General features: G+C 70.0%; 18 protein-coding genes. 8 read left to right on the top strand and 10 right to left on the bottom strand.

Features of this window, described 5'->3' with window-relative positions:
• Nucleotides 1-422: 422 nt before the first annotated feature.
• Nucleotides 423-1,646, top strand: a complete 1,224-nt coding sequence (locus IEY68_RS08920) for a serine hydrolase domain-containing protein (RefSeq protein ID WP_062998264.1) — start codon at nt 423-425, stop codon at nt 1,644-1,646.
• Nucleotides 1,647-1,650: 4 nt separating this feature from the next.
• On the opposite strand, the gene ilvA is transcribed toward IEY68_RS08920, so the two are convergent.
• Nucleotides 1,651-3,006: a threonine ammonia-lyase IlvA gene (ilvA, locus tag IEY68_RS08915; protein WP_062998262.1), complete on the bottom strand. Its 1,356-nt coding sequence runs from the start codon at nt 3,004-3,006 to the stop codon at nt 1,651-1,653.
• A 109-nt stretch (nt 3,007-3,115) separates the two neighbouring features.
• The gene (locus IEY68_RS08910; RefSeq protein ID WP_062998260.1) at nt 3,116-3,550 is read right to left on the bottom strand and encodes a nitroreductase family deazaflavin-dependent oxidoreductase; all 435 of its coding nucleotides are present in this window, start codon (nt 3,548-3,550) and stop codon (nt 3,116-3,118) included.
• 168 nt (nt 3,551-3,718) lie between these two features.
• Here IEY68_RS08910 and IEY68_RS08905 point away from each other — a divergent pair, with 168 nt between their 5' ends.
• Together IEY68_RS08905 and IEY68_RS08900 are read left to right on the top strand one after the other, a co-directional pair.
• A complete protein-coding gene (locus IEY68_RS08905; RefSeq protein WP_062998258.1) occupies nt 3,719-3,949 on the top strand; it encodes a hypothetical protein in 231 nt (76 codons plus the stop codon).
• 138 nt (nt 3,950-4,087) lie between these two features.
• Nucleotides 4,088-5,500 carry an amidase gene (locus IEY68_RS08900; protein WP_062998256.1) on the top strand — a complete coding sequence of 471 codons (1,413 nt, stop codon included), beginning with the start codon at nt 4,088-4,090 and terminating at the stop codon, nt 5,498-5,500.
• Between the two features lie 11 nt (nt 5,501-5,511).
• Here the strand turns inward: IEY68_RS08900 and treY are convergent, their stop codons facing one another.
• Nucleotides 5,512-7,914, bottom strand: a complete 2,403-nt coding sequence (treY, locus tag IEY68_RS08895) for a malto-oligosyltrehalose synthase (protein WP_062998254.1) — start codon at nt 7,912-7,914, stop codon at nt 5,512-5,514.
• Nucleotides 7,915-8,148: 234 nt separating this feature from the next.
• Nucleotides 8,149-8,691 carry a cupin domain-containing protein gene (locus IEY68_RS08890; RefSeq protein WP_062998252.1) on the bottom strand — a complete coding sequence of 181 codons (543 nt, stop codon included), beginning with the start codon at nt 8,689-8,691 and terminating at the stop codon, nt 8,149-8,151.
• Nucleotides 8,692-8,720: 29 nt separating this feature from the next.
• On the opposite strand from IEY68_RS08890, the gene IEY68_RS08885 reads away from it, so the two are divergent.
• Entirely contained in the window at nt 8,721-9,185 is a 465-nt protein-coding gene (locus tag IEY68_RS08885) for a MarR family winged helix-turn-helix transcriptional regulator (RefSeq protein WP_062998250.1), read from the top strand.
• A 105-nt stretch (nt 9,186-9,290) separates the two neighbouring features.
• Entirely contained in the window at nt 9,291-10,598 is a 1,308-nt protein-coding gene (locus IEY68_RS08880; RefSeq protein ID WP_062998248.1) for an adenosylmethionine--8-amino-7-oxononanoate transaminase, read from the top strand.
• 89 nt (nt 10,599-10,687) lie between these two features.
• On the opposite strand, the gene IEY68_RS08875 is transcribed toward IEY68_RS08880, so the two are convergent.
• From IEY68_RS08875 to IEY68_RS08850, 6 genes are all read right to left on the bottom strand, one after another.
• Complete coding sequence (locus tag IEY68_RS08875; protein ID WP_062998245.1) at nt 10,688-12,838, bottom strand: DUF2339 domain-containing protein; 2,151 nt, start codon at nt 12,836-12,838, stop codon at nt 10,688-10,690.
• Between the two features lie 96 nt (nt 12,839-12,934).
• Nucleotides 12,935-13,639 carry a response regulator gene (locus tag IEY68_RS08870; RefSeq protein ID WP_189094172.1) on the bottom strand — a complete coding sequence of 235 codons (705 nt, stop codon included), beginning with the start codon at nt 13,637-13,639 and terminating at the stop codon, nt 12,935-12,937.
• Nucleotides 13,640-13,697: 58 nt separating this feature from the next.
• The gene (gene macS, locus IEY68_RS08865) at nt 13,698-14,870 is read right to left on the bottom strand and encodes a MacS family sensor histidine kinase (RefSeq protein WP_062998241.1); all 1,173 of its coding nucleotides are present in this window, start codon (nt 14,868-14,870) and stop codon (nt 13,698-13,700) included.
• Between the two features lie 68 nt (nt 14,871-14,938).
• Nucleotides 14,939-15,670 carry a dethiobiotin synthase gene (bioD, locus tag IEY68_RS08860; RefSeq protein ID WP_062998239.1) on the bottom strand — a complete coding sequence of 244 codons (732 nt, stop codon included), beginning with the start codon at nt 15,668-15,670 and terminating at the stop codon, nt 14,939-14,941.
• Complete coding sequence (locus IEY68_RS08855; RefSeq protein WP_062998237.1) at nt 15,667-16,821, bottom strand: 8-amino-7-oxononanoate synthase; 1,155 nt, start codon at nt 16,819-16,821, stop codon at nt 15,667-15,669. The genes bioD and IEY68_RS08855 overlap by 4 nt, the downstream gene beginning before the upstream one ends.
• Nucleotides 16,822-16,894: 73 nt before the next feature.
• Entirely contained in the window at nt 16,895-17,479 is a 585-nt protein-coding gene (locus IEY68_RS08850) for a TetR/AcrR family transcriptional regulator C-terminal domain-containing protein (protein WP_062998235.1), read from the bottom strand.
• A 175-nt stretch (nt 17,480-17,654) separates the two neighbouring features.
• Here IEY68_RS08850 and bioB point away from each other — a divergent pair, with 175 nt between their 5' ends.
• From bioB to IEY68_RS08835, 3 genes are read left to right on the top strand one after another with little or no spacing between them, the layout of a single operon-like run.
• Nucleotides 17,655-18,674 carry a biotin synthase BioB gene (gene bioB, locus IEY68_RS08845; protein ID WP_062998233.1) on the top strand — a complete coding sequence of 340 codons (1,020 nt, stop codon included), beginning with the start codon at nt 17,655-17,657 and terminating at the stop codon, nt 18,672-18,674.
• A 50-nt stretch (nt 18,675-18,724) separates the two neighbouring features.
• Nucleotides 18,725-18,934, top strand: coding sequence for a biotin synthase auxiliary protein BsaP (bsaP, locus tag IEY68_RS08840; RefSeq protein ID WP_062998306.1), 210 nt, complete (start codon nt 18,725-18,727; stop codon nt 18,932-18,934).
• Nucleotides 18,935-18,936: 2 nt separating this feature from the next.
• Nucleotides 18,937-19,638 (top strand): DUF2567 domain-containing protein, encoded by a 702-nt coding sequence (locus IEY68_RS08835; protein WP_063916301.1) that lies wholly within the window; start codon nt 18,937-18,939, stop codon nt 19,636-19,638.
• The last annotated feature ends 64 nt before the right edge of the window (nt 19,639-19,702 follow it).

The following is a 19,702-nucleotide window of genomic DNA, read 5'->3' as shown; positions in this document are numbered from 1 at the left end:
GCCGGTATCGGGGAGTTTCGGCGCTCGCGTATGGGCGCGAGCGCGGCGGAATGGGGTGGATATGCCGGAACAGGCCCGCGAGCGGGTAATCCGCGCGATATGGATCCGGGTTTCCGTCTGCGGAAGGGTGTGTCCGGGGTGGTGCGTCACCTGGTGTGACCGACTATTTCCGGGCCGAACCGAGCGGGGGAATTCTTTACCGATTTGTTTCCTGCCGCCGCCGGAATTTCCGCTGGAGTCCCTGAAGTGTCCGCATCGAATTCTCCGGACGACAGCTGTCCCGGACGATCGCATTCGGGTGTCGGCGCAGCGTTGGACGGACCGGTTCCCGGAGGCTGATCTCGGCAGGTACGGGCGGGGCCCGGCAGGATACCGTGCGGGACGGCATTGCCGTAAGTATCGGATGACCTTACTGTGTAAGGATGGGCAGCGTGGCTTATTCCGGCAACGCCGGAGCAGAATTCCGGCGGCTGACGGCCGCATTCACCCGGGTCTACGGCGGCCGGAAGGGCGTAGGTGCGGCGCTGGCGGTATACCGGCACGGGGAACCGATTCTCGATATCTGGACAGGGGAGTCCGCACCGGAGCGGCCCTGGACGCGCGATACCGGCGCGGTGGTGTTCTCCGCGACCAAAGGTATCGCGGCCACGGTCGTCCACCGGCTCGCCGATCGTGGACTCATCGACTACGACGCCCCGGTCTGCGAATACTGGCCCGAATTCGGCTGCAACAACAAGGACCGGATCACCGTCCGCCAGGTACTCACCCATTCGGCGGGCCTGTCCGGTGTCGGTGCGCTGGCCGCGCAGGGTGCCGAACTGCTCGACCACGAACTGATGGTCGAACGGCTGGCCGCCGCCGCCCCCGATCGGCTGCTCGGTGTGCCGGCCTATCACGCGATGACCTTCGGCTGGCTGCTCGCCGGTCTGGCCCGGGCGGTCACCGGGGCGAGTATGAAGGACCTGTTCCAGCGGGAGGTCGCGATTCCCCTGGGTACCGATGGCGTCCACCTGGGCCGGCCGCCCGCCGGTTCGGTCACCGTGGCGGCCGAGAGTTTCGGTACGGGATTCTCTTTCGCGGGTACCCCGCGCGGTTCGCGGCTGGTCGCGCTGCTCCAGGCCATCCCCGGCGCGCTGGGTGTCAGCAGCCGGTCCCTGTTCATACCGGGTGCGGAGGCCATCCTGACCGGTCCGAACCCGCCGCTGCTGGACAGCGAGATGCCGGCCGCCAACGGTGTGTGCAGCGCCAACGGCCTGGCCGCGGTGTACGAACCGCTGGCCTGCAACGGTCTCGCCGGTGGCCGGCGGTACCTGTCCGGCGCGGCCGTGCAGGCAATCCGCCGGATCGAGCGATACCGGCCGGACACCGGACTCTTCCTCTATATGGGACCCCTGTGGCATCTGGGGTACCACGCGATGCCCACCGTCGGCGCACCGCGCGGCTTCGGCCATATCGGCCTGGGCGGCGCGTTCGGCTGGTCGGATCCCGACAGCGGTATCTCGCTCGGTTTCGTGCACAACCGGCTCGCCATGGAGACCCTGGCCGTGGACCAGTCGGCGTTCGCCTGGCTGTTGCCGCTGGTCATGTCCGGGGCCCGGTCGGCGTCCCGGATCGGCCGCGGCACACCTCGGGAGGCCGCGGCCTGATCACTCAGGTCAGATAGCGGTAGGCAGGGGAGCTCGGTTCGAGCCGCTCGCACTGGATGGGCGAGTGAGCGATCCGGTCCAGCAGCGGTTGCAGGCCGGTGCGTTCGCCCAGTTCGATACCGACCAGTGCGGCGCCGATCTCCCGGTTGTTGCGTTTGACGTATTCGAACAGGGTGATGTCGTCGTCGGGACCGAGCACCTCGTCGAGGAACCGCCGCAGCGCGCCGGGTTCCTGCGGGAAGTCCACCAGGAAATAGTGTTTGAGGCCTTGGTGGACCAGGGAACGTTCGATGACCTCGCCGTAGCGGGACACATCGTTGTTCCCGCCCGAGACCAGGCAGACGACGGTGGAACCGGGTTCGGGTGGCGATTCCAGCAGCGCGGTGACCGCGAGCGCGCCCGCGGGTTCGGCGATGATCCCCTCGTTCTGGTAGAGCTCCAGCATGGCGGTGCACACGGCCCCCTCGTCCACCCGCAACAGGTGGAAGGCGCCGGCCCCGCCGGGGAGATCGGTCGAGATGAGCAGCGGCAGCGAACCGTGCGACACCACTCGCCCGCCGAAACCGGCGACCGCGTCGTAGGGGACCCGGCCGATCCGGCGCACCGCGGCGCCGTCGACGAACGGGTCGACTTCGGGCAGGGTGACCGGTCCGCCCGCGACCAGTGCCGCGGTCATCGAGGCCGCGCCGGCGGGCTCGACCGCGAGGATCGCGGTCTCCGGCGCGCGTTCACGCAGGTAGGTGCCGATTCCGGCGAGGCATCCGCCGCCGCCGACCGGGACCACCACCAGATCCGGCGCGGTGTCGAGCTGGTCGAGGATCTCCGCGGCGATGGTGCCCTGACCCGCGGCGGTGCGGGTGTCGTCGAACGGGGGCACCATTGTGGCGCCGGTGCGCCGCACATCGTCGTCGGCGGCCGCGGCGGCGGCGTCGAAGGTCTCGCCGACCGCGATCAGCTCCACGAATTCGCCGCCGTGTACGCGGATACGGTCGCGCTTCTGCTTGGGGGTGGTGGTGGGGACGTAGATACGGCCGGTGATGCCCATGGCCCGGCAGGCGAACGCCACGCCCTGGGCGTGGTTACCGGCGCTCGCGGCGACCACGCCGGCCGCGCGTTCGGAATCGCTGAGCTGGACCACCAGGTTGTATGCGCCGCGCAACTTGTAGGAGCGCACGACGGTGAGGTCCTCGCGTTTGAGGTACACCTGGGCCCCGGTCAGCTGGGACAGGCGCGGGCATAGTTGTAGTGGGGTGGGCTCGATAATGTCGGTGATGCGTTTGGCTGCGGCGTCGATCTCGTCCGCGGTCAACGCGGGACGGGCTTCTGGCAGGTGAGTGAGCACATCGGACACCCGCTCCATGCTGCCACCCACCGCTGCCGGAGCATGCGGCGGGTGGCCGTGTCCTGCGTTTTCTTTCATTTCGGCGGTATGGAACCGGGCCGCCGGGACCACGCCCGGCCCGGAACCGTCAGCGCGGGGTGAGAACGAAGACCGGGATCTGGCGATCGGTCTTGAGCTGATAGTCGGCATAGGGCGGGTAGGCGGCGACGGCCCGTGTCCACCAGAGCGCCTTCTCCTCGCCGAAGACCTCGCGGGCGGTGTAGTCCGAGGTGGTGGTGCCGTCCTGCAACTCCACATGGGGCTGGGCGACCACGTTGTGATACCAGACGGGGTGCTTCGGGGCGCCGCCCAGCGACGCGACGACGGCGTATTCGCCGTCGTGCTCGACCCGCATGAGCGCGGTCTTGCGGAGTTTGCCGGTCTTGTTGCCGACGGTGGTCAGCACGATCACCGCCATTCCCTGCATGGTGGTGCCCTTGGTACCGCCGGACTGCTCGATCTTCTCGGCCTGCTCGCGGGCCCAGGCTGATGTGGACGGTGCGTACTCTCCAGTCAATGGCATATCGGCAAAACGTCCCGGGCGGGCCCGCTTGTTCCCGGGAATACCCGGCCGGGCGGGGGCTCGCCGGTTCGCGCCGGGCTCATCCGGTGAGTCCGGGCATCGGAGTACGCGCGTGGGAAGACAAAAGTTCGATGGACCGAACACTGTGTCCACGGGTAGCCTGAACATATGACCGCATCCCATCTCGCCGCTCCGCGTGACGCCGTTCGCGCCGCGGCGGTTGTCGATATCGCGGGGTCGCGCTGGCCGGTGTACAAGCTGGAGGCGCTGATCGCGGGGCTGCTGGTCTTCCTGGTCCCGGCGCTGGTCCTGGGTTCGGTGCAGACCGGGGTGCTCCTGGGCGCGGCCGTGGGCGCGCTGCTGTGGACCGCCGGCCGGTGGCGCGCGGCGCAACGGTAGCCGCCGAGACCGTCCGCCGCGCCGTCGGGAGCGGTGCCGCGTGGCCGCTTTCCCGTACTAGTCTGGGCCGAGTTGAACACACGTCCACTTGGTTCCGGATCGAGGATCCGGGTCCCCGAGGTACACGCGAGCCGATTCATGACCGATCGAGTACATGCCTTCACCGACGACGCGCTGGGCGAACACGATGCGGTGGCCCTGGCCGCGCTGGTCCGCGACGGCGCCGTGAGTCCGGACGAGCTGACCCGTGCGGCGCTGGCCCGGGCGGATGTGGTGAACCCCCGATTGAACGCGATCGCCCACCGGTGCCCGAGCCCCCGCCCGGCTCCGGCCGAGGGCGGTGTGTGGTTCGGCGTACCGACCTTCGTCAAGGACAACGCGGATGTGGCCGGCCTGCCGAGCTGTTACGGCAGCGCGGCGATCACCGCCCATCCCGCCGGTAAGGACGACCGGTTCACGGCACAACTGCTGAGTACCGGGCTGACGGTGCTGGGTAAGAGCACCATGCCCGAATTCGGGTTCACCTCCACCACCGAATTCGAGAACGGCGACCCCACCCGCAACCCGTGGGATACCGGCTACACGGTCGGTGGTTCCTCGGGCGGTTCGGCCGCGCTGGTCGCCGCCGGTGTGGTCCCGGTGGCGCACGGCAACGACGGCGGCGGATCACTGCGTATTCCGGCGGCCATCGCGGGACTGGTATCGCTGAAGCCCAGCCGCTTCCGGCACCTGGACAATGCGCAGGCGCGGCAGTTGCCGATCAAGCTCGTTTCCGAGGGGGTGCTGTCCCGGTCGGTCCGCGATCAGGCGGCCTACTATGCCGCTGTCGAAACCTATTGGCGCAACCCGAAACTCCCGCCCATCGGCACTGTCGAGGGCCCGTCCACGCGGAAACTGCGGATCGGTCTGCTGACCACGGCGGCCAACGGTTCGGAACCCGATGCCGCGACCCTGGCGGCGGTCACCGTGACCGCGAAGGTCTTGGCGGATGCGGGCCATACGATCGAGCCGATGACCTCGCCTGTCCCGGCGGGCCTCGTCGCCGATTTCCTGCTGTACTGGGGATTCCTGGCACAGATGTCGGGGGTCACCGGGAAACTGAGTCACGGCCGCTCCTTCGACGCCGCCCGGCTCGAGACCTTCACCAAGGGACTTGCCGCATCCTTCCGCCGGCGTCTGTTCGCCACCCCGGGCGCGTTGTACCGGCTGAACCGCGCCCGCGCCGACTACGACGCGGTGCTCACCCGCTACGACGCGATCCTGTCGCCGGTGCTCACCCACACCACGCCCGAGATCGGTTATCTGAATCCGGGAGTGCCGTTCGCCGAATCGATCGAGCGGGTCACCAATTTCGTGGGCTATACGCCGATCAACAATGTCACCGGTTCACCGTCCATCGCCGTACCGGCCGGGCTCACCGAGGCCGGTCTGCCGGTCGGGGTCATGCTCAGCGGGGCCTACGGCGGTGAGCGCACCCTGCTGGAGCTGGGTTTCCTGCTGGAGGCGCAGACCCCGTTCCCGCGGATCGCCGCCGCTGCGACCGGTTCCTGACCGGCGCCGGGTCAGCGGACCAGTAGCGCGACCGGAAGCCGGGCGAACAGTTTCTCGGTGCGTGCGCGGTTCTGGAACGTATGCCCGGTGAGGCGATCGGTCCAGGATCCGCCGGACAGTTCGATATAGGTGTCACCCCAGCCGGTTTCGCCGATCGCGACACTGTGCCGGGTGACGGCCACGATGATCTCGGGCTCCGCGCCGACCCGGCCGCGGGCGAAGGCGACCAGTTTGTCGGCGTGTTCGCCGTGCCCGAACACCGGGCCGTAGGTGCCGCCGACGAAACATTCCGGGCGTTCCCGGCGCAACCACAGCGCGTAGGCGACCAGCCACATCTTGGCCGCGCCCGTGATGTCCAGCGGCGGAGTGGTGGTGAGGGTGTGCAGCGTCCCCGCCCGGGATCCGAAATCGATCGGCCGGCGATTGTCCGGGTCGACCAGCGAATCCTCCCAGACCTCGCAGCCCTGGTAGATATCCGGTATTCCCGGCGCGCACAGTTGCAGCAGCTTCTGCGCCAGCGAATCCGACCACGCGTGCGGGGCGAGGTCGTGAGCGAGGTCGGTGAGCTGGCGGCCGACCGGTCCGTCGATCACCTGATCGAGCCAGGCGTGCACCGCGTTCTCGAATTCGGCATCCGGTTCCTCCCAAGAGGTGTGTTCCCCGGATTCGCGCATCGCCTTTTCGGCGAAACGGTGCACCCGGTCGCGCAACCCGGGCACCGAGGGTGCCGGGCGGCCGTCGGCCGGCCACATCCCGAACATGTTCTGCAGCAGGAACAGCGCGGTGGCACCGTCGGGCGGCGGAAGCTTCTCCAGCCACAGCGTCACCGCCCGCGCCCACATCCGCGGCACCTGCGACAGCACCCCGATCCGGGCCCGCACATCCTCCCCGCGTTTGGTGTCGTGGGTGGACAGGGTGGTCATCGAGGCGGGCCAGCGGCGGGCCCGCGAGGCGTTGGCGAGATGGAATTCGTTGACCGAGCGGCCGAAACGGGCCGGGTTGCCACCGATCTCCTGGAGCGATACCAGCCGCACCGCGCGATAGAACAGAATGTCCTCCACGGCTTTCGCGCCGATCGCGGTGCTCACCTGATGGAACCGGGTCCACGCGGGTCCGCCGGCCACCAATGCCGTCACCAGGACCGCCAGCGGTACCCGCAGTTCGGCGTTGCGCTTCTCCACCTCGGCGACCACCGCGCTGATCATGCCGGCCAGCGGGGTGTAGTCGGCCCGGGCGACCGGCAGGAACGACAGCACCTCGATGGTGGCGTTGGTGAGTGCCATGGTGTCGAAATCCTCGGCGCCCGCATCGGCTTTGATCGCGGCGACCAGGCGCCGCATCTCCGGGACGAGAATGCTCTCGGCCACCGCGCGTTTGATGCGGTGCTCCTTCTCGCCGACCCACACTCGGTCGCTGCCGTGGCCGGTGATGTGGCGGGACAGTTCGGTGAGGATCTGCTCGCCGGCGGGTTCGAGCAGGACTCCGCCGAAATCGGCGATGCCGTCGTACCCGGTGGTCCCGTCGATCGGCAGGGTCGGGTCCAGGGGTTCCCGGTTGGCGAGGGTCTTCTCCACCAGCAGCAGCCGGTTGGGGCCGATCAGCTGCCGCAGGCGCTGCAGGTATCCGGCCGGATCGGCGAGACCGTCGGGATGGTCGACTCGGACGCCGTCGATCAGATCGTGCTCGCACCAGGCCGCCAGTTCGCGGTGGGTGGCCTCGAAGACCAGCGGGTCCTGCTGACGCAGCGCGGCCAGGCCGCTGACCGACAGGAAACGGCGGTAGCCGCAGATCCCGGATTTCCAGCTCACCAGCCGATAGTGCTGTTTGTCGTGGATACGCAGCGCGTTGTCGCCGTCGGTGCCGGGGGCGATGGGAAAACGTAGTTCGTGCAGGGCCAGCAGCGGTTCGGGCCCGGATCGGTCGACGGTGAGTGCGGCCGGGTCGTTGGCACTGCGCAGGACCGGTAGCGCCAGACGGCCGCCCACTCCGTTACCCGGACTCCAGTCGATATCGAAGAACGAGGCGAACTGGGACTTGCGACCGTACTGCAGCACATGCCACCACCACAGGTTCTGCTGCGGATCGGCGACCCCGACGTGGTTGGGGACGAGATCCATGATCAGGCCCATCCCGCGGTTGTGGACCTCGTCGGCGAGCGCCTTGAGGCCGAGCGGGCCGCCCAGGGCAGCGGAGACGGTGGTCGGATCGGTGACATCGTAACCGTGGGTGGAGCCGCGCGCGGCCGTCATCACGGGGGAGAGGTAGATATGCGAGACACCCAGTTGCTGAAGGTATTCGGCGATGCCCGCGGCCTGGGCGAAGGTGAGTCCGTCCGGGCGCAGCTGTAGCCGGTAGGTGCTGCGGACCGGAGTGACACGCGGGTTGCGGTGGAAGCTCGACGGGTCTGCGGGCATACGTTTCTCGGTCGGGTCCTGAGGAGCGCGGCGGGCGGGGAGGGCGCCGGGTCCGGCAGCGCGGGTGCTGGGACCGGCCGGTCAGCGTGGATGCTCGGCATCGCCGGATGACCAGGTGCTACTCGGCTACGGCACCGGCGGTGCCACTTCCTCGTGCGGCGAGTCGGACGCGTGCATGGACATGACACTAGCGCCAATCCCGCGCGCGGATACCAGGGGTCGCCGGTGGTTCATTCAGTTCGAGTCCGCCGGAGCGGTCCAGCGGTTCGCGTAACCGGTTCGCCGGGCGATTGCGGCGAGCCCGCCGAGAACGGTGCGCTGGAGCCGGGCGGGGATTCCGGCGAGGTATCCGTCCTGCATCTCCCAGAGCAAGGCGAGTGCCAGCGGGTTGCGCGGAACTCCGGAGCGGGTGGTGGCGCCCGCGCGGTCCAGGGCACTCCACAACGTGAACATTTCCAGATGGCGCAGCGGTGGGCGGATCTCGTGGTCGAGCACCGTATCGGGCGCCTCGCTGCGGAACTCGTGCACGGTACGGGCAGCCGCGCGCACGGTATCGCCGGGGCCGGCCGTGATCTCGCGGCCGTCGATCCGGAATGCGAGTGCGCCCTGCCGCACGGTCCATGCCTCGGTGAGTACGGGATGCCAGTGCGGACCCGCCTGCCTGCCCGGGGCGGGCAGTTCGTGCCGGAGTCGCAGATAGGGGCCGTCGATGTCGGTGCCCTCGTCGAGCACGGTCACGCGGTGGCCGTTACGGAAGGTGATGACTCGGTTTGTCATTGCTCAATTAGAAAGGTTACCTTCCTAATATGTCAACGCCCCCGCTCTCGCTGCTGAAACTGCTCACGCTGGCTACCCGGGCCGTCGAATCCGAGCTGAACGACGAGCTGCGCGCGCGGCTGCCCGGTGAGCTGCGGCCCGCGCACTATGCGGTGTTCCGGTACCTGGAACCGTCGGGATCGCGGGTGGGGGAATTGGCCGAAGCCGCGAGGATGACACAGCAGTCGATGGGCGAACTGGTGAGTCAGCTCGAGCAGGCCGGATTGGTGCGTAGGCAGGTCGACCCCCGGGATCGGCGCGCCCGGCTGGTGGTGTGCACCGAGGCGGGGCGTTCGGCCCTCGGGCTGGCCGGGGAGCGGATCACGCGGATCGAGGACCGGATCCGGGCGGACGTGGGGGAAGCTGGTGTGAGGGAGTTGCGGCGGCTTCTGGTCCGGGTGACGGCGGTGCTGGGAGGGCAGCCGGAGCCGGCCGCGGCATCGCCGGACGCGTAGAAGTCGTGCGCCCGGGCCGATTCGTCCCTGCCGTGGAACTCGTCCGGCCGGGGTTGGTAACTTGAACGGTGTTCAAGGTTTCGTGTGGCCGGGTCCGGCCGCACTATGACGTGGAGGACCGCCGTGCTCGTCGCGCCCGCAGAACTCACCGCCGCGCAGATCTCCGAACTCGACGCGCGCTACGTATGGCACCCCTACGGCGGCTTTCCGCCCAGCACCGAACCCCTCGTTGTCACCGCGGCCGCGGGCACCCGTCTGACGCTGGCCGACGGGCGGGAACTGGTCGACGGGATGAGTTCGTGGTGGGCCGCTGTACACGGTTACCGCCACCCCGTGCTCGACGAGGCACTGCTGGCCCAATCCCGCCGGATGAGCCATGTGATGTTCGGCGGGCTCACCCACGAACCGGCCGCCCGGCTGTGCGAACTGCTGGTGCGGCACACCCCCGACGGGCTCGACCGGGTTTTCCTCTGTGATTCCGGTTCGGTCGCCGTGGAGGTCGCGGTGAAGATGTGCCTGCAGTACTGGCGGTCGGTGGGCCGCCCCGGTAAACGACGCCTCCTCACCTGGCGCGGCGGATACCACGGCGATACCTTCACGCCGATGAGCGTGTGCGATCCCGAAGGCGGGATGCACGCGCTGTGGACCGATGTGCTGACCGAACAGGTCTTCGTCCCCGCGCCGCCCCGCGACTATCACGATGATTACGTCCGGGAACTGGAGCACGCGGTGGCGCGGCACGCGTCGGAACTGGCGGCGATCGTGGTGGAACCGGTGGTCCAAGGGGCCGGGGGGATGCGCTGGCACGACCCCCGCTACCTGGCCGATCTGCGGCGCCTGTGCGACGAGCATCAGGTCCTGCTGGTATTCGACGAGATCGCGACCGGGTTCGGGCGTACCGGCACCCTCTTCGCCGCCGAACAGGCGCTGGTGGCGCCGGATGTCATATGTGTGGGCAAGGCGCTCACCGGCGGGTACATGACGCTGGCCGCCGCCCTGTGCACGACCGAGATCGCCGAGACGATCAGCGCCGCGCACGGTGGTCTCATGCACGGACCGACCTTCATGGGCAATCCGCTGGCCTGCGCCGTCGCGGTCGCCTCGGTGGAACTGCTGCTGTCACGGGACTGGCGCGGTGAGGTGGCGCGGATCGGTGCCGAATTGCGGGCGGGTCTGGCACCGGCGCGGGATATCCCGGGCGTCACCGAAGTGCGCGTACTCGGCGGTATCGGGGTGATCGAACTGGACCGTCCGGTGGATATGCGCGCGGCGACAGAAGCCGCCGTCGGCGCGGGCGCCTGGATCCGGCCGTTCCGCAACCTGATCTACGCGATGCCGCCGTATATCAGCGATACCGCCGATATCGCGACTGTCACCACCGCCATGGTCGCGGCGGCTCGCACCGGTTCCTGAACGGCGAAAGGCACTGTCCCGATGCCGGGTGGCACCGGGACAGTGCCGTAGCGGCACCGGGACCGATCAGCGCGGCTCGGTCGACGAGATCAGCGTGACTCGGCCGACGACGGGGATTCGTCGTCCCTCGCACCCGTTTCGGCGAAAGCCCGGGCGTAGCGGGTGCCGGCGATGAGCAGCAGCACACCGACCACGAGGAAGGCGGTCACCCGGATGAGGCCGTCGAGGGTGGCCAGGTCGAACAGGAACAGCTTCGCCAGTGCGGCGGCGGTGACCAGCAGACCGGACCCGAGCGCGACCTTGGCCGCCGTCGGTGTCTCCGCGCTCAGCGAACGCAGACCGTAGAGCAGGGCGGCCAGTGCCCCGGCCATCCAGACGATGGTGGCGATACTGTGCCCGATGACGAATCCGTCGGCGTTATCGGCGAGCACCCCCAGCGATACCGTCGCGGCGGTGACCAGATACAACGCGGCGGCGCCGGCCCCGATCCACAGCACCGAGCTGCGAGTGTCGGCGGCGGAACCTCCGGGACGCCGCGGTGCGGCGGGGCCGGCGAGCCGGCCCGACCCCCACAGTGCCACCACGACCATCCCGAGTCCGGCGATGGCCGAGGCCGCGGTGCCGGCCGAGAGTTCGCGGACGGCGATCCATTCGGTGGCAAGGGTGCCCGGTCCGGCGACCCCGAGGAACGCGAGCCCGCCCAGCGCGGCGTGTCCGGCGCCCAGTGCCGCCGCCACCCGACTGCGGGTGCGGCCCGCGATCGCCAGGTAGCAACCGGCGACGAGGAACAGCCCCAGCGGGAGGGTGGCCGCGGTGGTCACACCCCAGCAGGTTTCCAGCAGGGCGAAGGAACCGGCGACGGCCGCGACGATGGCGGTGTGGCCCGGGATACGGGCCGTATCGCGCACTTTCGGTAGCAGCGGGGTCGCGGCGAGGGCCAGCAAGATCACCGCGTACACGGACGAGATCACCGTCGCGGCCGGTCGGTCGAACAGCGCGGGCGCGGCGAGCAGCGGCGTGGTGGCGAGTGCGAAGGTGAGGGTGGCGACGATATCGCCGGGGCGGTGCCGCACCACGACGAGGGTTCCCGCCAGACCCACCACGGCGACCGCGACCGCCGCCATCAGCACCAGCACCGACCGGCCCGGGTCGTCGGCGCCGATCGCCGCGGCGACCACGGCGATCTGGGTGGCGAGTACCGGTGGAACCGTGCGCACGAGGTGCAGGAACGGCCAGTCGTGCCGGTATTGCACCGGTACACAGGCCAGCTGGAGCACGATGAGGAACGCGAGCAGCGAGAGCTCGGTACTGACGAACGGGGCCAGGACCGCGGCTCCGGCGACGACGAGTACCGCCAGGGCCTGGGACCGCCACTGCACCGCCAGCCCGACTCCGGCGGCCGCGACCCCGAGCGCGACGGCGAACCCCGGAACCGGGTGCAGCCAGTCGTAGATCGTGGTCGTCGCGACCACGTCCAGGTAGGCGCCCGCGAAACCGGTCGCGGCCAAGGCGATTCCGCCGACCCGGCCGCCGGTGCGCCGGAACACCCGGATCCCGGATCCGACGAGGATCGCCGAGAACACGGCCCCGGCGACGACCCGCGGGACCGGCCCGAAGATACCGGCCTGGGCGGCCAGAACCAGCAGCATCACGACACCGATGAGGGTCACCGCCACACCCGCGACCGCGAGCACCCGGCTGATCACGCCTTCGCGTTGCCACCACGGCGTGCGGGGGACGGACAGGCGGGTGGGGCCGCGGCGGGGAGGTCCCGGTGGGGGCGCGGGCTGGTTCCGATATATCGGGTATGCACCGGCATATCTGCCGTGCGGGCGCGGCGGCGGGACCGGCCAGGACAGCTGAGGGGTGGTGTGCGCCGGGACACCCCAGGGGGCTGGTGCGGGATGCGCCGGTGCCGGAGCTCCAGATGCGGTGGGGTGATCCGCGGGCCCGCTCACCCGCACACCGGGCGTCCCCGCCACGTCCGGTGTGGCGGGCTGGGGAACGGGCTCCCGCGCCGCGGATTCGGGGGTCGCCCGGGTCACGCTGCCGGGCGCGACCGTCGGTGCGGCCTCCGCGTCCGATTGCGCCGGGGCCGCCGCGCGTACCTGCCGATGCAGGACCTCCAGATCACGGCCCAGAGTGCTCAGCTGACCGCCGAGCGCGGTGAAATCTCCGGCGATCGTGGTGAACTCGCCGGACAGGCGGGCGACCAGTGCCGGATCGATCGAAGTCGTCATATATCGATGGTCGGCGGCGAGCGGGTCGCGAGGATGAGTAGGACTACTCGGACCACGGCCGGGATCTACCCGATTTCGGGCGCCGACGGCACCGCGCTACTCGTCGAGGCCCTGCTCGATCACATAGCGGGTGAGTTCGACCCGGTTGGCGAGCTGGAGTTTGCGCAGCGTGGCCTGCACATGGTTCTCGACCGTCCGGTGACTCAGATCCAACCGGGTGGCGATCTGCCTGGCGGACAGGCCTTTTGCCACCAAACGCAGGACCTCTGTCTCCCGGTCGGTGAGCGCGGGCCGATGCGGCTCGCCGGGATCGGCCGGGGCGGTGGCCATCCGGCGGTACTCACCCAGGACGAGCCCGGCGAGCCCGGGCGTGAACACCGCCTGCCCGGCGGCGGTCGCCCGGACCGCGGCGACGAGTTCGGCGGCGGAGGCGCTCTTGACCAGATACCCGGACGCCCCGGCCTTCACCGCGTCCAGCACATCGTCGCGTTCACCCGACGCCGAGAGCACCAGTATCCGGCTCTCCGGGGATACCCGCAGCACGTCGGCGGTGGCCAGCGCACCGTTGCCGTCGGGCAGTTGCATATCCATCAGCACCACCTGTGGCCGGGTGGCGGCGGCCCGGCGGGCGGCGGCCGTGGCGTTCTCGGCAGTGGCGGCCACCCGGAAACCGGCTTCGGTGAGATCGCGGGCCACCCCTTCCCGCCAGATCGGGTGGTCGTCGACCACCATCACCGAAATCGTCTCTGTCGCCTCATCGGCCACGCCGCCGCTCCTTCCGCGTTCGGGCGCCGCTCCCATACTGCCAGAACCGCCGGTCTCGCCGAGGTCGTGACCACCGCCGACCGGCCGGGGCCGATCAACTGCGGGGTATGCGGAACTCCCATTCGGTGCCCTCGGCCACCGCTGCCGCGGTGAGGAGTTCGGCGGTGCCGCCCAGGGCGGCGATCCGGCCGGTGATGGACCGCGACACCCCCATCCGGCCCTCGTTCTCCGCCTCGGTGAGCCGGCCGGGCGCGATACCGATACCGTCGTCGCGCACACTCACGATCAGTTCCGTTCCGGTGTCCTCGAGCAGGACGAAGGCCCGGGCTTCGGGGCCCGCGTGCAGTTCCACATTGGTGAGGGCGGCCGCTACGGCCGCGGCGATCTCATCGGCGGTCCAGCGGCCGAGCCGCACCGGTTCGCCGGGCGTCGAGACCACCACATCCGGCGCGGCGTATGCGGTGAGCAGCGGACGCAGGTCGATGGTGCTGGTGTCGGCCGAGGCCGGGGCGCCCTGTTCGGAGATGAGGCGCCGCAGCGCGATCTCCTGCTCCCCGGCCCGCTCGGCCAGTTCGGTGGCCGGACCACCGATCGCGTTCCCTCGCCGCTTGATGTAGGAGAGGATCTGCAGTACACCGTCGTGCACTTGGCGGGCCAGCCGTTCCCGCTCTTCGGCGGCCGCGGTGAGGCGTACCGCGCGCTGGAGTTGTTCCTGGGCGCGTCGCGCGGTATTCGCGGCCAGGCCCAGGGCCAATCCCACCGAGACCAGCACCGGTGCGGTGGCATCGGCCCAGACGTCCTGCCCCCATTGCTGCCGCATGGTGATGATCGCGGCCGCGACGACCAGCCCCGAGGCGATCCCCGCTACGGGCCCGCGCAGGATCGCGGCCGAGATCACCGCGTTCGCCGACCACATGGTGGTGGGCAGGGGTTGATGCCCGTGATACCAGCTGTAGTCGGCGACCAGCGGTGTCGCCGCGATCAGGCCGAGGACCACGAGGTGGTCGCCGACGACCACCAGCGTCCGCGTCCGCGTGGTATCGGGGGTGTGCCACTGGGCGAGCAGCAGCGCGGAGAGCCCGGACCAGAGCACCATGATCGCGATGAAAGCCCAGCTCAGCCGCTGATTCTCGTAATACTGCACCGAGGCGATCTGCTGACCCACCGCGTACAGCAGAGTGACCAGCCGGAAGGCCTGCACCGCGCGCCACAGCGGCGCGGTCGCGGCGTCGGCCGGATCGGGTTCGGTCGGCCGGTGCGGGCGCATGCGGTGCCTTCCTGGTCTGCTCCTGGTGGGAGAACCGGGGCACCAATCTATCGCCCGGGGGTATCAGCCTATGGAGCGAACGCGGTGGCCGGTGGGCGGATCTCCGGTCCGACGCACGGCCATCCGAGATACCGTCCGGCCCAGCGCCGGTCGAACCATGCCGGGGCGGCGGCCCGGAAGCGTCCCGGGCTCCATGAACCCGCACCCGCCGGAATCGAGCCGACCAGTGCGGCGCCGGTGACCCGCGGCAGATCGGCGCGGTTGGTCCGCATCGCCAGATCGGGCTGGTCGGGCCACGATCCGATGACCAGGCCGGCGCATTCCACCCCGGCCTGCCGGAGCGCCCAGGTGGTGAGTTCGGTGTGGTTGAGTGTGCCGAGGCCGGGTGCGGCGACGACCAGCACCGGCGCCGACAGTTCCCGGGCGAGGTCGAGGAGGGTGAATTCGCCCAGGCGGACCAGCAGCCCACCGGCGCCCTCGACCAATACCAGATCGGCCGATCCGAGACCCGCTATCGCGGTACTGATTTCGGACAGCCTGAGCAGCGGGGCGCCGCACCGGCGGGCGGCGGTATCGGGGGCCAGCGGTTCGGGGTAGCGGGCCGGTTCGACGGTCCGGGTCACCCCGGCGAGCGCGGTCACGACGGCGAGGTCACCGGGCTCGCCCGCGGCCACACCGGTCTGGGCCGGTTTGCATACGGCGACCTCGCGACCGGCGGCGCGGGCCACTGCGGCCAGGGCGGCAGTGGTGACGGTTTTGCCGACCTCGGTGGAGGTTCCGGTGACCAAGAGGGGGGTCATACCGGTACCGCCCCGATGCTGCGGGCTCGGGCGAGGACCGGTGTCAGGACGGAGTCGATAACGGTGAGGTCGGCGGCCGACAGGTCGGCGCGCGCGGTGATCCGTAACCGCGAGGTGCCCTCGGGGACGGAAGGAGGCCGGAAGCAGCCGACTTCGAGACCTTGTGCGCGACAGGCCGCGGCGGCTTCGTAGGCGACCCGCGGATCGCCCAGTATCACTGGTACGACCGCGGAATCGGGGGTGGGAACGCCGGCGATCCGAGCGATTTCGGCCGCCCGGTCGAGTACCCGCCGTGGGAGTCCCCGGTCCCGACGCAGGATCCGTAGCGCGGCGCGGGCCGCACCCACGGCGGCGGGCGCGAGACCCGTATCGAAGATCATCGTGCGGGCGGTATCGATCAGGTGTGCGCGCACTCGTTCGGCACCCAGGACCACGCCGCCCTGGGCGGCGAGGGCTTTCGACAGGGTGGCGGTCACGACCACGTCGGGTTCTCCGGCCAGACCCGTCTCATGGACGAGCCCGCGCCCGCCGGTTCCGCGAACCCCCAGCCCGTGGGCTTCGTCGATCAGCAGTACCGCCCCGTGTGCGCGGGTCACCCGGTGGAGTTCGGCCAGCGGCGCGAGATCACCGTCGGCGCTGAACACCGAATCGGTGAGGACCAGTGCGCGCTCCTCGCCCCGGGTCGCCAAAACCCGGCGCACCGCGGCGATATCGCGGTGCGGGGCGATCTCCACCCGGGCACGGGAGAGCCGGCAGGCGTCCACGAGCGAGGCATGACAGCCGGCGTCGGAGACGATCAGCGAACCCCGGCCGGCGAGGGCGGTGACCGCACCCAGATTGGCGGCATAGCCGGAGGCGAAAACCAGCCCGGCCGCGAATCCGGTGAATTCGGCGAGTTCGGCCTCCAGTAGTTCGTGTTCGGTGGTGGTACCGGTGACCAGCCGTGAACCGGTGGACCCCGCGCCCCACCGGTGCACGGCCTCGATCGCGCCCGCGATCACCTCGGGGTGCCGGGTCAGTCCGAGGTAGTCGTTGGAGGCCAGATCCAGGCTTGTCGCCGCTGCCGCCCGCGGACGTAGCCGGCGCCGCAATCCGGCGGTCACGCGCGCGGCGGCGCGGTCGTCGAGCCAGGCCAGTGGATCGGAGGTCACGTGGGAACCATACTTGAACGGTGTTCAAGGTTGCGCACAGCGTCCGGATCGATGGTGGACTCCGGCCGGTCCGTCAGCGGATATCGGCGCCGAGCCGGTGCCGGATACCGGCGGTGAACAGCTGTAGGCCGAAGTCGAAGCGGGCCGTCGGATCGTCGGATTCGACGAGGGTTCCGGAGTCTGCGGCGAGGGCGCCGGCGGAGTCCATCTGCATCCGGGATTGTTCGTCGACGGTATGCCCGAGCACGTAGTACAGCAGCGTGTACGCGGCGAGTTCGGCCTCGTCGCGGGGGATGCCGGCGCGGATGACGGCGGCGGCGAGGCGTTCCCGGCCCTTGCTGGTGGTCAGCCGGGAGGCGTAAGTGGCCGAGACCAGTTCCGCGCCGTCGCGATAGGTGAGCAGGCAGTCGCGCAACCGGTGGGCGAGCTCGGTGAGCGCTCCCGCCCAGTCGCCGGCGCCGACCGGCTGTTCCATGGGTGCGAGGATCCGGTCGGCCACCGCGCCGAGCAGGGCCTGTTTGTTCGGGAAATGCCAGTACAGCGCACCCGGCTGGACCTTCAGCGCCCCGGCGAGGCGGCGCATGGTGAGGTCGGCCAGACCGTACTGGTCGAGGATGGTGACGGCGCCGTCCACGACGTCGTCCCGGTGTAGCTGCACGGTGCTGTCCTCCCGATCCGGCTGCGGTTCCTCTTGACGCTACCCCAGCCTGAACGCTGTTCAAGCTTTGGCGCTACCCTGTCTTGAACACCGTTCAAGTTCTGTGTTCCGCGAAGGCCGGGACCAGGAAAAATCCGCCGGACGAAGGGATTCGCCAGTGAACCGGGCACCCGTCATGAACGCCGCTACCGCCGTGACCGCCGAGGACGTACTCGCCGTGGCACGGGAGCAGGTACTCGACCGGGGGACCGGCCTGTCCCGGGAGCAGACGCTCGCCGTCCTGCGCCTCGGCGACGACCGCCTCGAAGAACTGCTCGAACTCGCCCACGAGGTGCGGATGAAGTGGTGCGGTCCCGAGGTGGAGGTCGAGGGCATCATCAGCCTCAAGACCGGCGGTTGCCCGGAGGACTGCCATTTCTGCTCCCAATCGGGTCTGTTCCAATCGCCCGTACGCGCGGCCTGGCTGGATATCCCGAGCCTGGTGGAGGCGGCCAAACAGACCGCCAAGACCGGCGCCACCGAATTCTGCATCGTCGCCGCGGTGCGCGGTCCCGACGAACGGTTGATGGCGCAGGTCGCCGCGGGCGTCGAAGCGATCCGCAACGAGGTCGACATCCAGGTCGCCTGCTCGCTGGGCATGCTCACACAGGATCAGGTCGACCAGCTGGCGGCGATGGGTGTGCACCGCTACAACCACAACCTGGAAACCGCGCGGTCCTACTTCCCGAACGTGGTCACCACGCACAGTTGGGAAGAACGCTGGAACACCCTGCGGATGGTGCGCGCGGCCGGGATGGAGGTCTGCTGCGGCGGCATCCTCGGTATGGGCGAGACGCTGGAACAGCGTGCCGAATTCGCCGCGGATCTGGCCGGACTCGATCCCGACGAGGTTCCGCTGAACTTCCTGAACCCGCGCCCCGGCACCCCCTTCGGCGATCTGGAGGTCCTGCCGGTCGGCGACGCATTGCGCGCAGTCGCGGCATTCCGGCTCGCGCTGCCCCGCACCCTGCTGAGGTTCGCCGGCGGCCGCGAGATCACACTCGGCGATCTCGGCGCCCGCAAGGGCATTCTCGGTGGGATCAACGCGGTGATCGTGGGCAACTACCTCACCACGCTCGGGCGCCCCGCCGAAAAGGATCTGGACCTGCTGGGCGAGCTCGAGATGCCCATCAAGGCACTCAACGAGACATTCTGATCGGCGACGTCAGCCGGGGAAAGGCCGATCCCGTGAGTACTGTCGGCGATATGGACGCGCGCTACAACCCGTTCACGGGCCGGCCTGTTGTGCCCGGGCTCGACGAACCGACCGCCCGAGCCGTGGAACTGGGACTGGAACCGCCGCGGTTCTGCGCACACTGTGGCCGCCGCATGGTCGTACAGATCGACCCCGACGGCTGGTGGGCGAAATGCTCGCGGCATCCGATGATCGACTCCGCGAGCCTGGAGAGGCGGTAGTGATGCCCGGTCGGAGTCGGGCCGGGACGCGTCGCGAGTTGCGCGCCGCCCTCGTACTACTGTTCGCGACGGTGCTGGTGAGCCTGCTCGTCGGGGCACTGTGGGGTCTGCTGGCGCCCACCGAACGGGTGCTGGTCGTCGAACCGGGCCGCGGCGCCGCCCTGGTCGGGGAGAGCCTGCACCGATTCGACGCGACGGCGCTGTTCGCCGGGGCAGGTGCGGTCACCGGCTTCCTGTCCGCGGTCGCCGCGTGGCGGTGGCGCCGGATGCGCGGTCCCATCCAGTGCGCGGGCCTGCTGCTCGGTTCGGCGGCCGGCGCCTGGGTGATGGCGTGGATCGGGGATCTGGTGGTCACCTGGGACAATCCGCGGCCGGATGATCCGCCGGTCGGCCGGATCGTCGCGCTGCCCGTGGAGTTGGGAAGTCAGTTCGCGCTGGTGGTCCAGCCGTTGCTGGCCGGGCTGGTGATCCTGATCCTGGCCGGGCTCAGTCCGGCGGAGGATCTCGGGACCGGCTTCGCGAGCCCGTTCGGTGACTCGCGGCCCCAGCCCTACGCCGACCCCGAGCGCGTAGACGCGCCGTACCAACCGGTTCCGCCCGGCCCGGCGCCCACCGGCGACCCGGCCCGAGCCGGTGCGCCCGCCGGGCCCGGCGGGCATGCCGCCGGAGATTCGCCCGAGGCCCCTCCGAGCTCATCGGCCTGAAGGCCGGTCGAACCGAAGGCCCCGCCGAGTCGATGGCGAGCCGAGGCTCGATCCGATGGTCGCC

This window comes from Nocardia jinanensis, assembly GCF_014645735.1.
In the GTDB taxonomy this organism is placed as follows: domain Bacteria; phylum Actinomycetota; class Actinomycetes; order Mycobacteriales; family Mycobacteriaceae; genus Nocardia; species Nocardia jinanensis.
The sequence above is the reverse complement of the archived record's forward strand: the minus strand, read 5'-3'. Positions and strand labels throughout refer to the sequence as shown.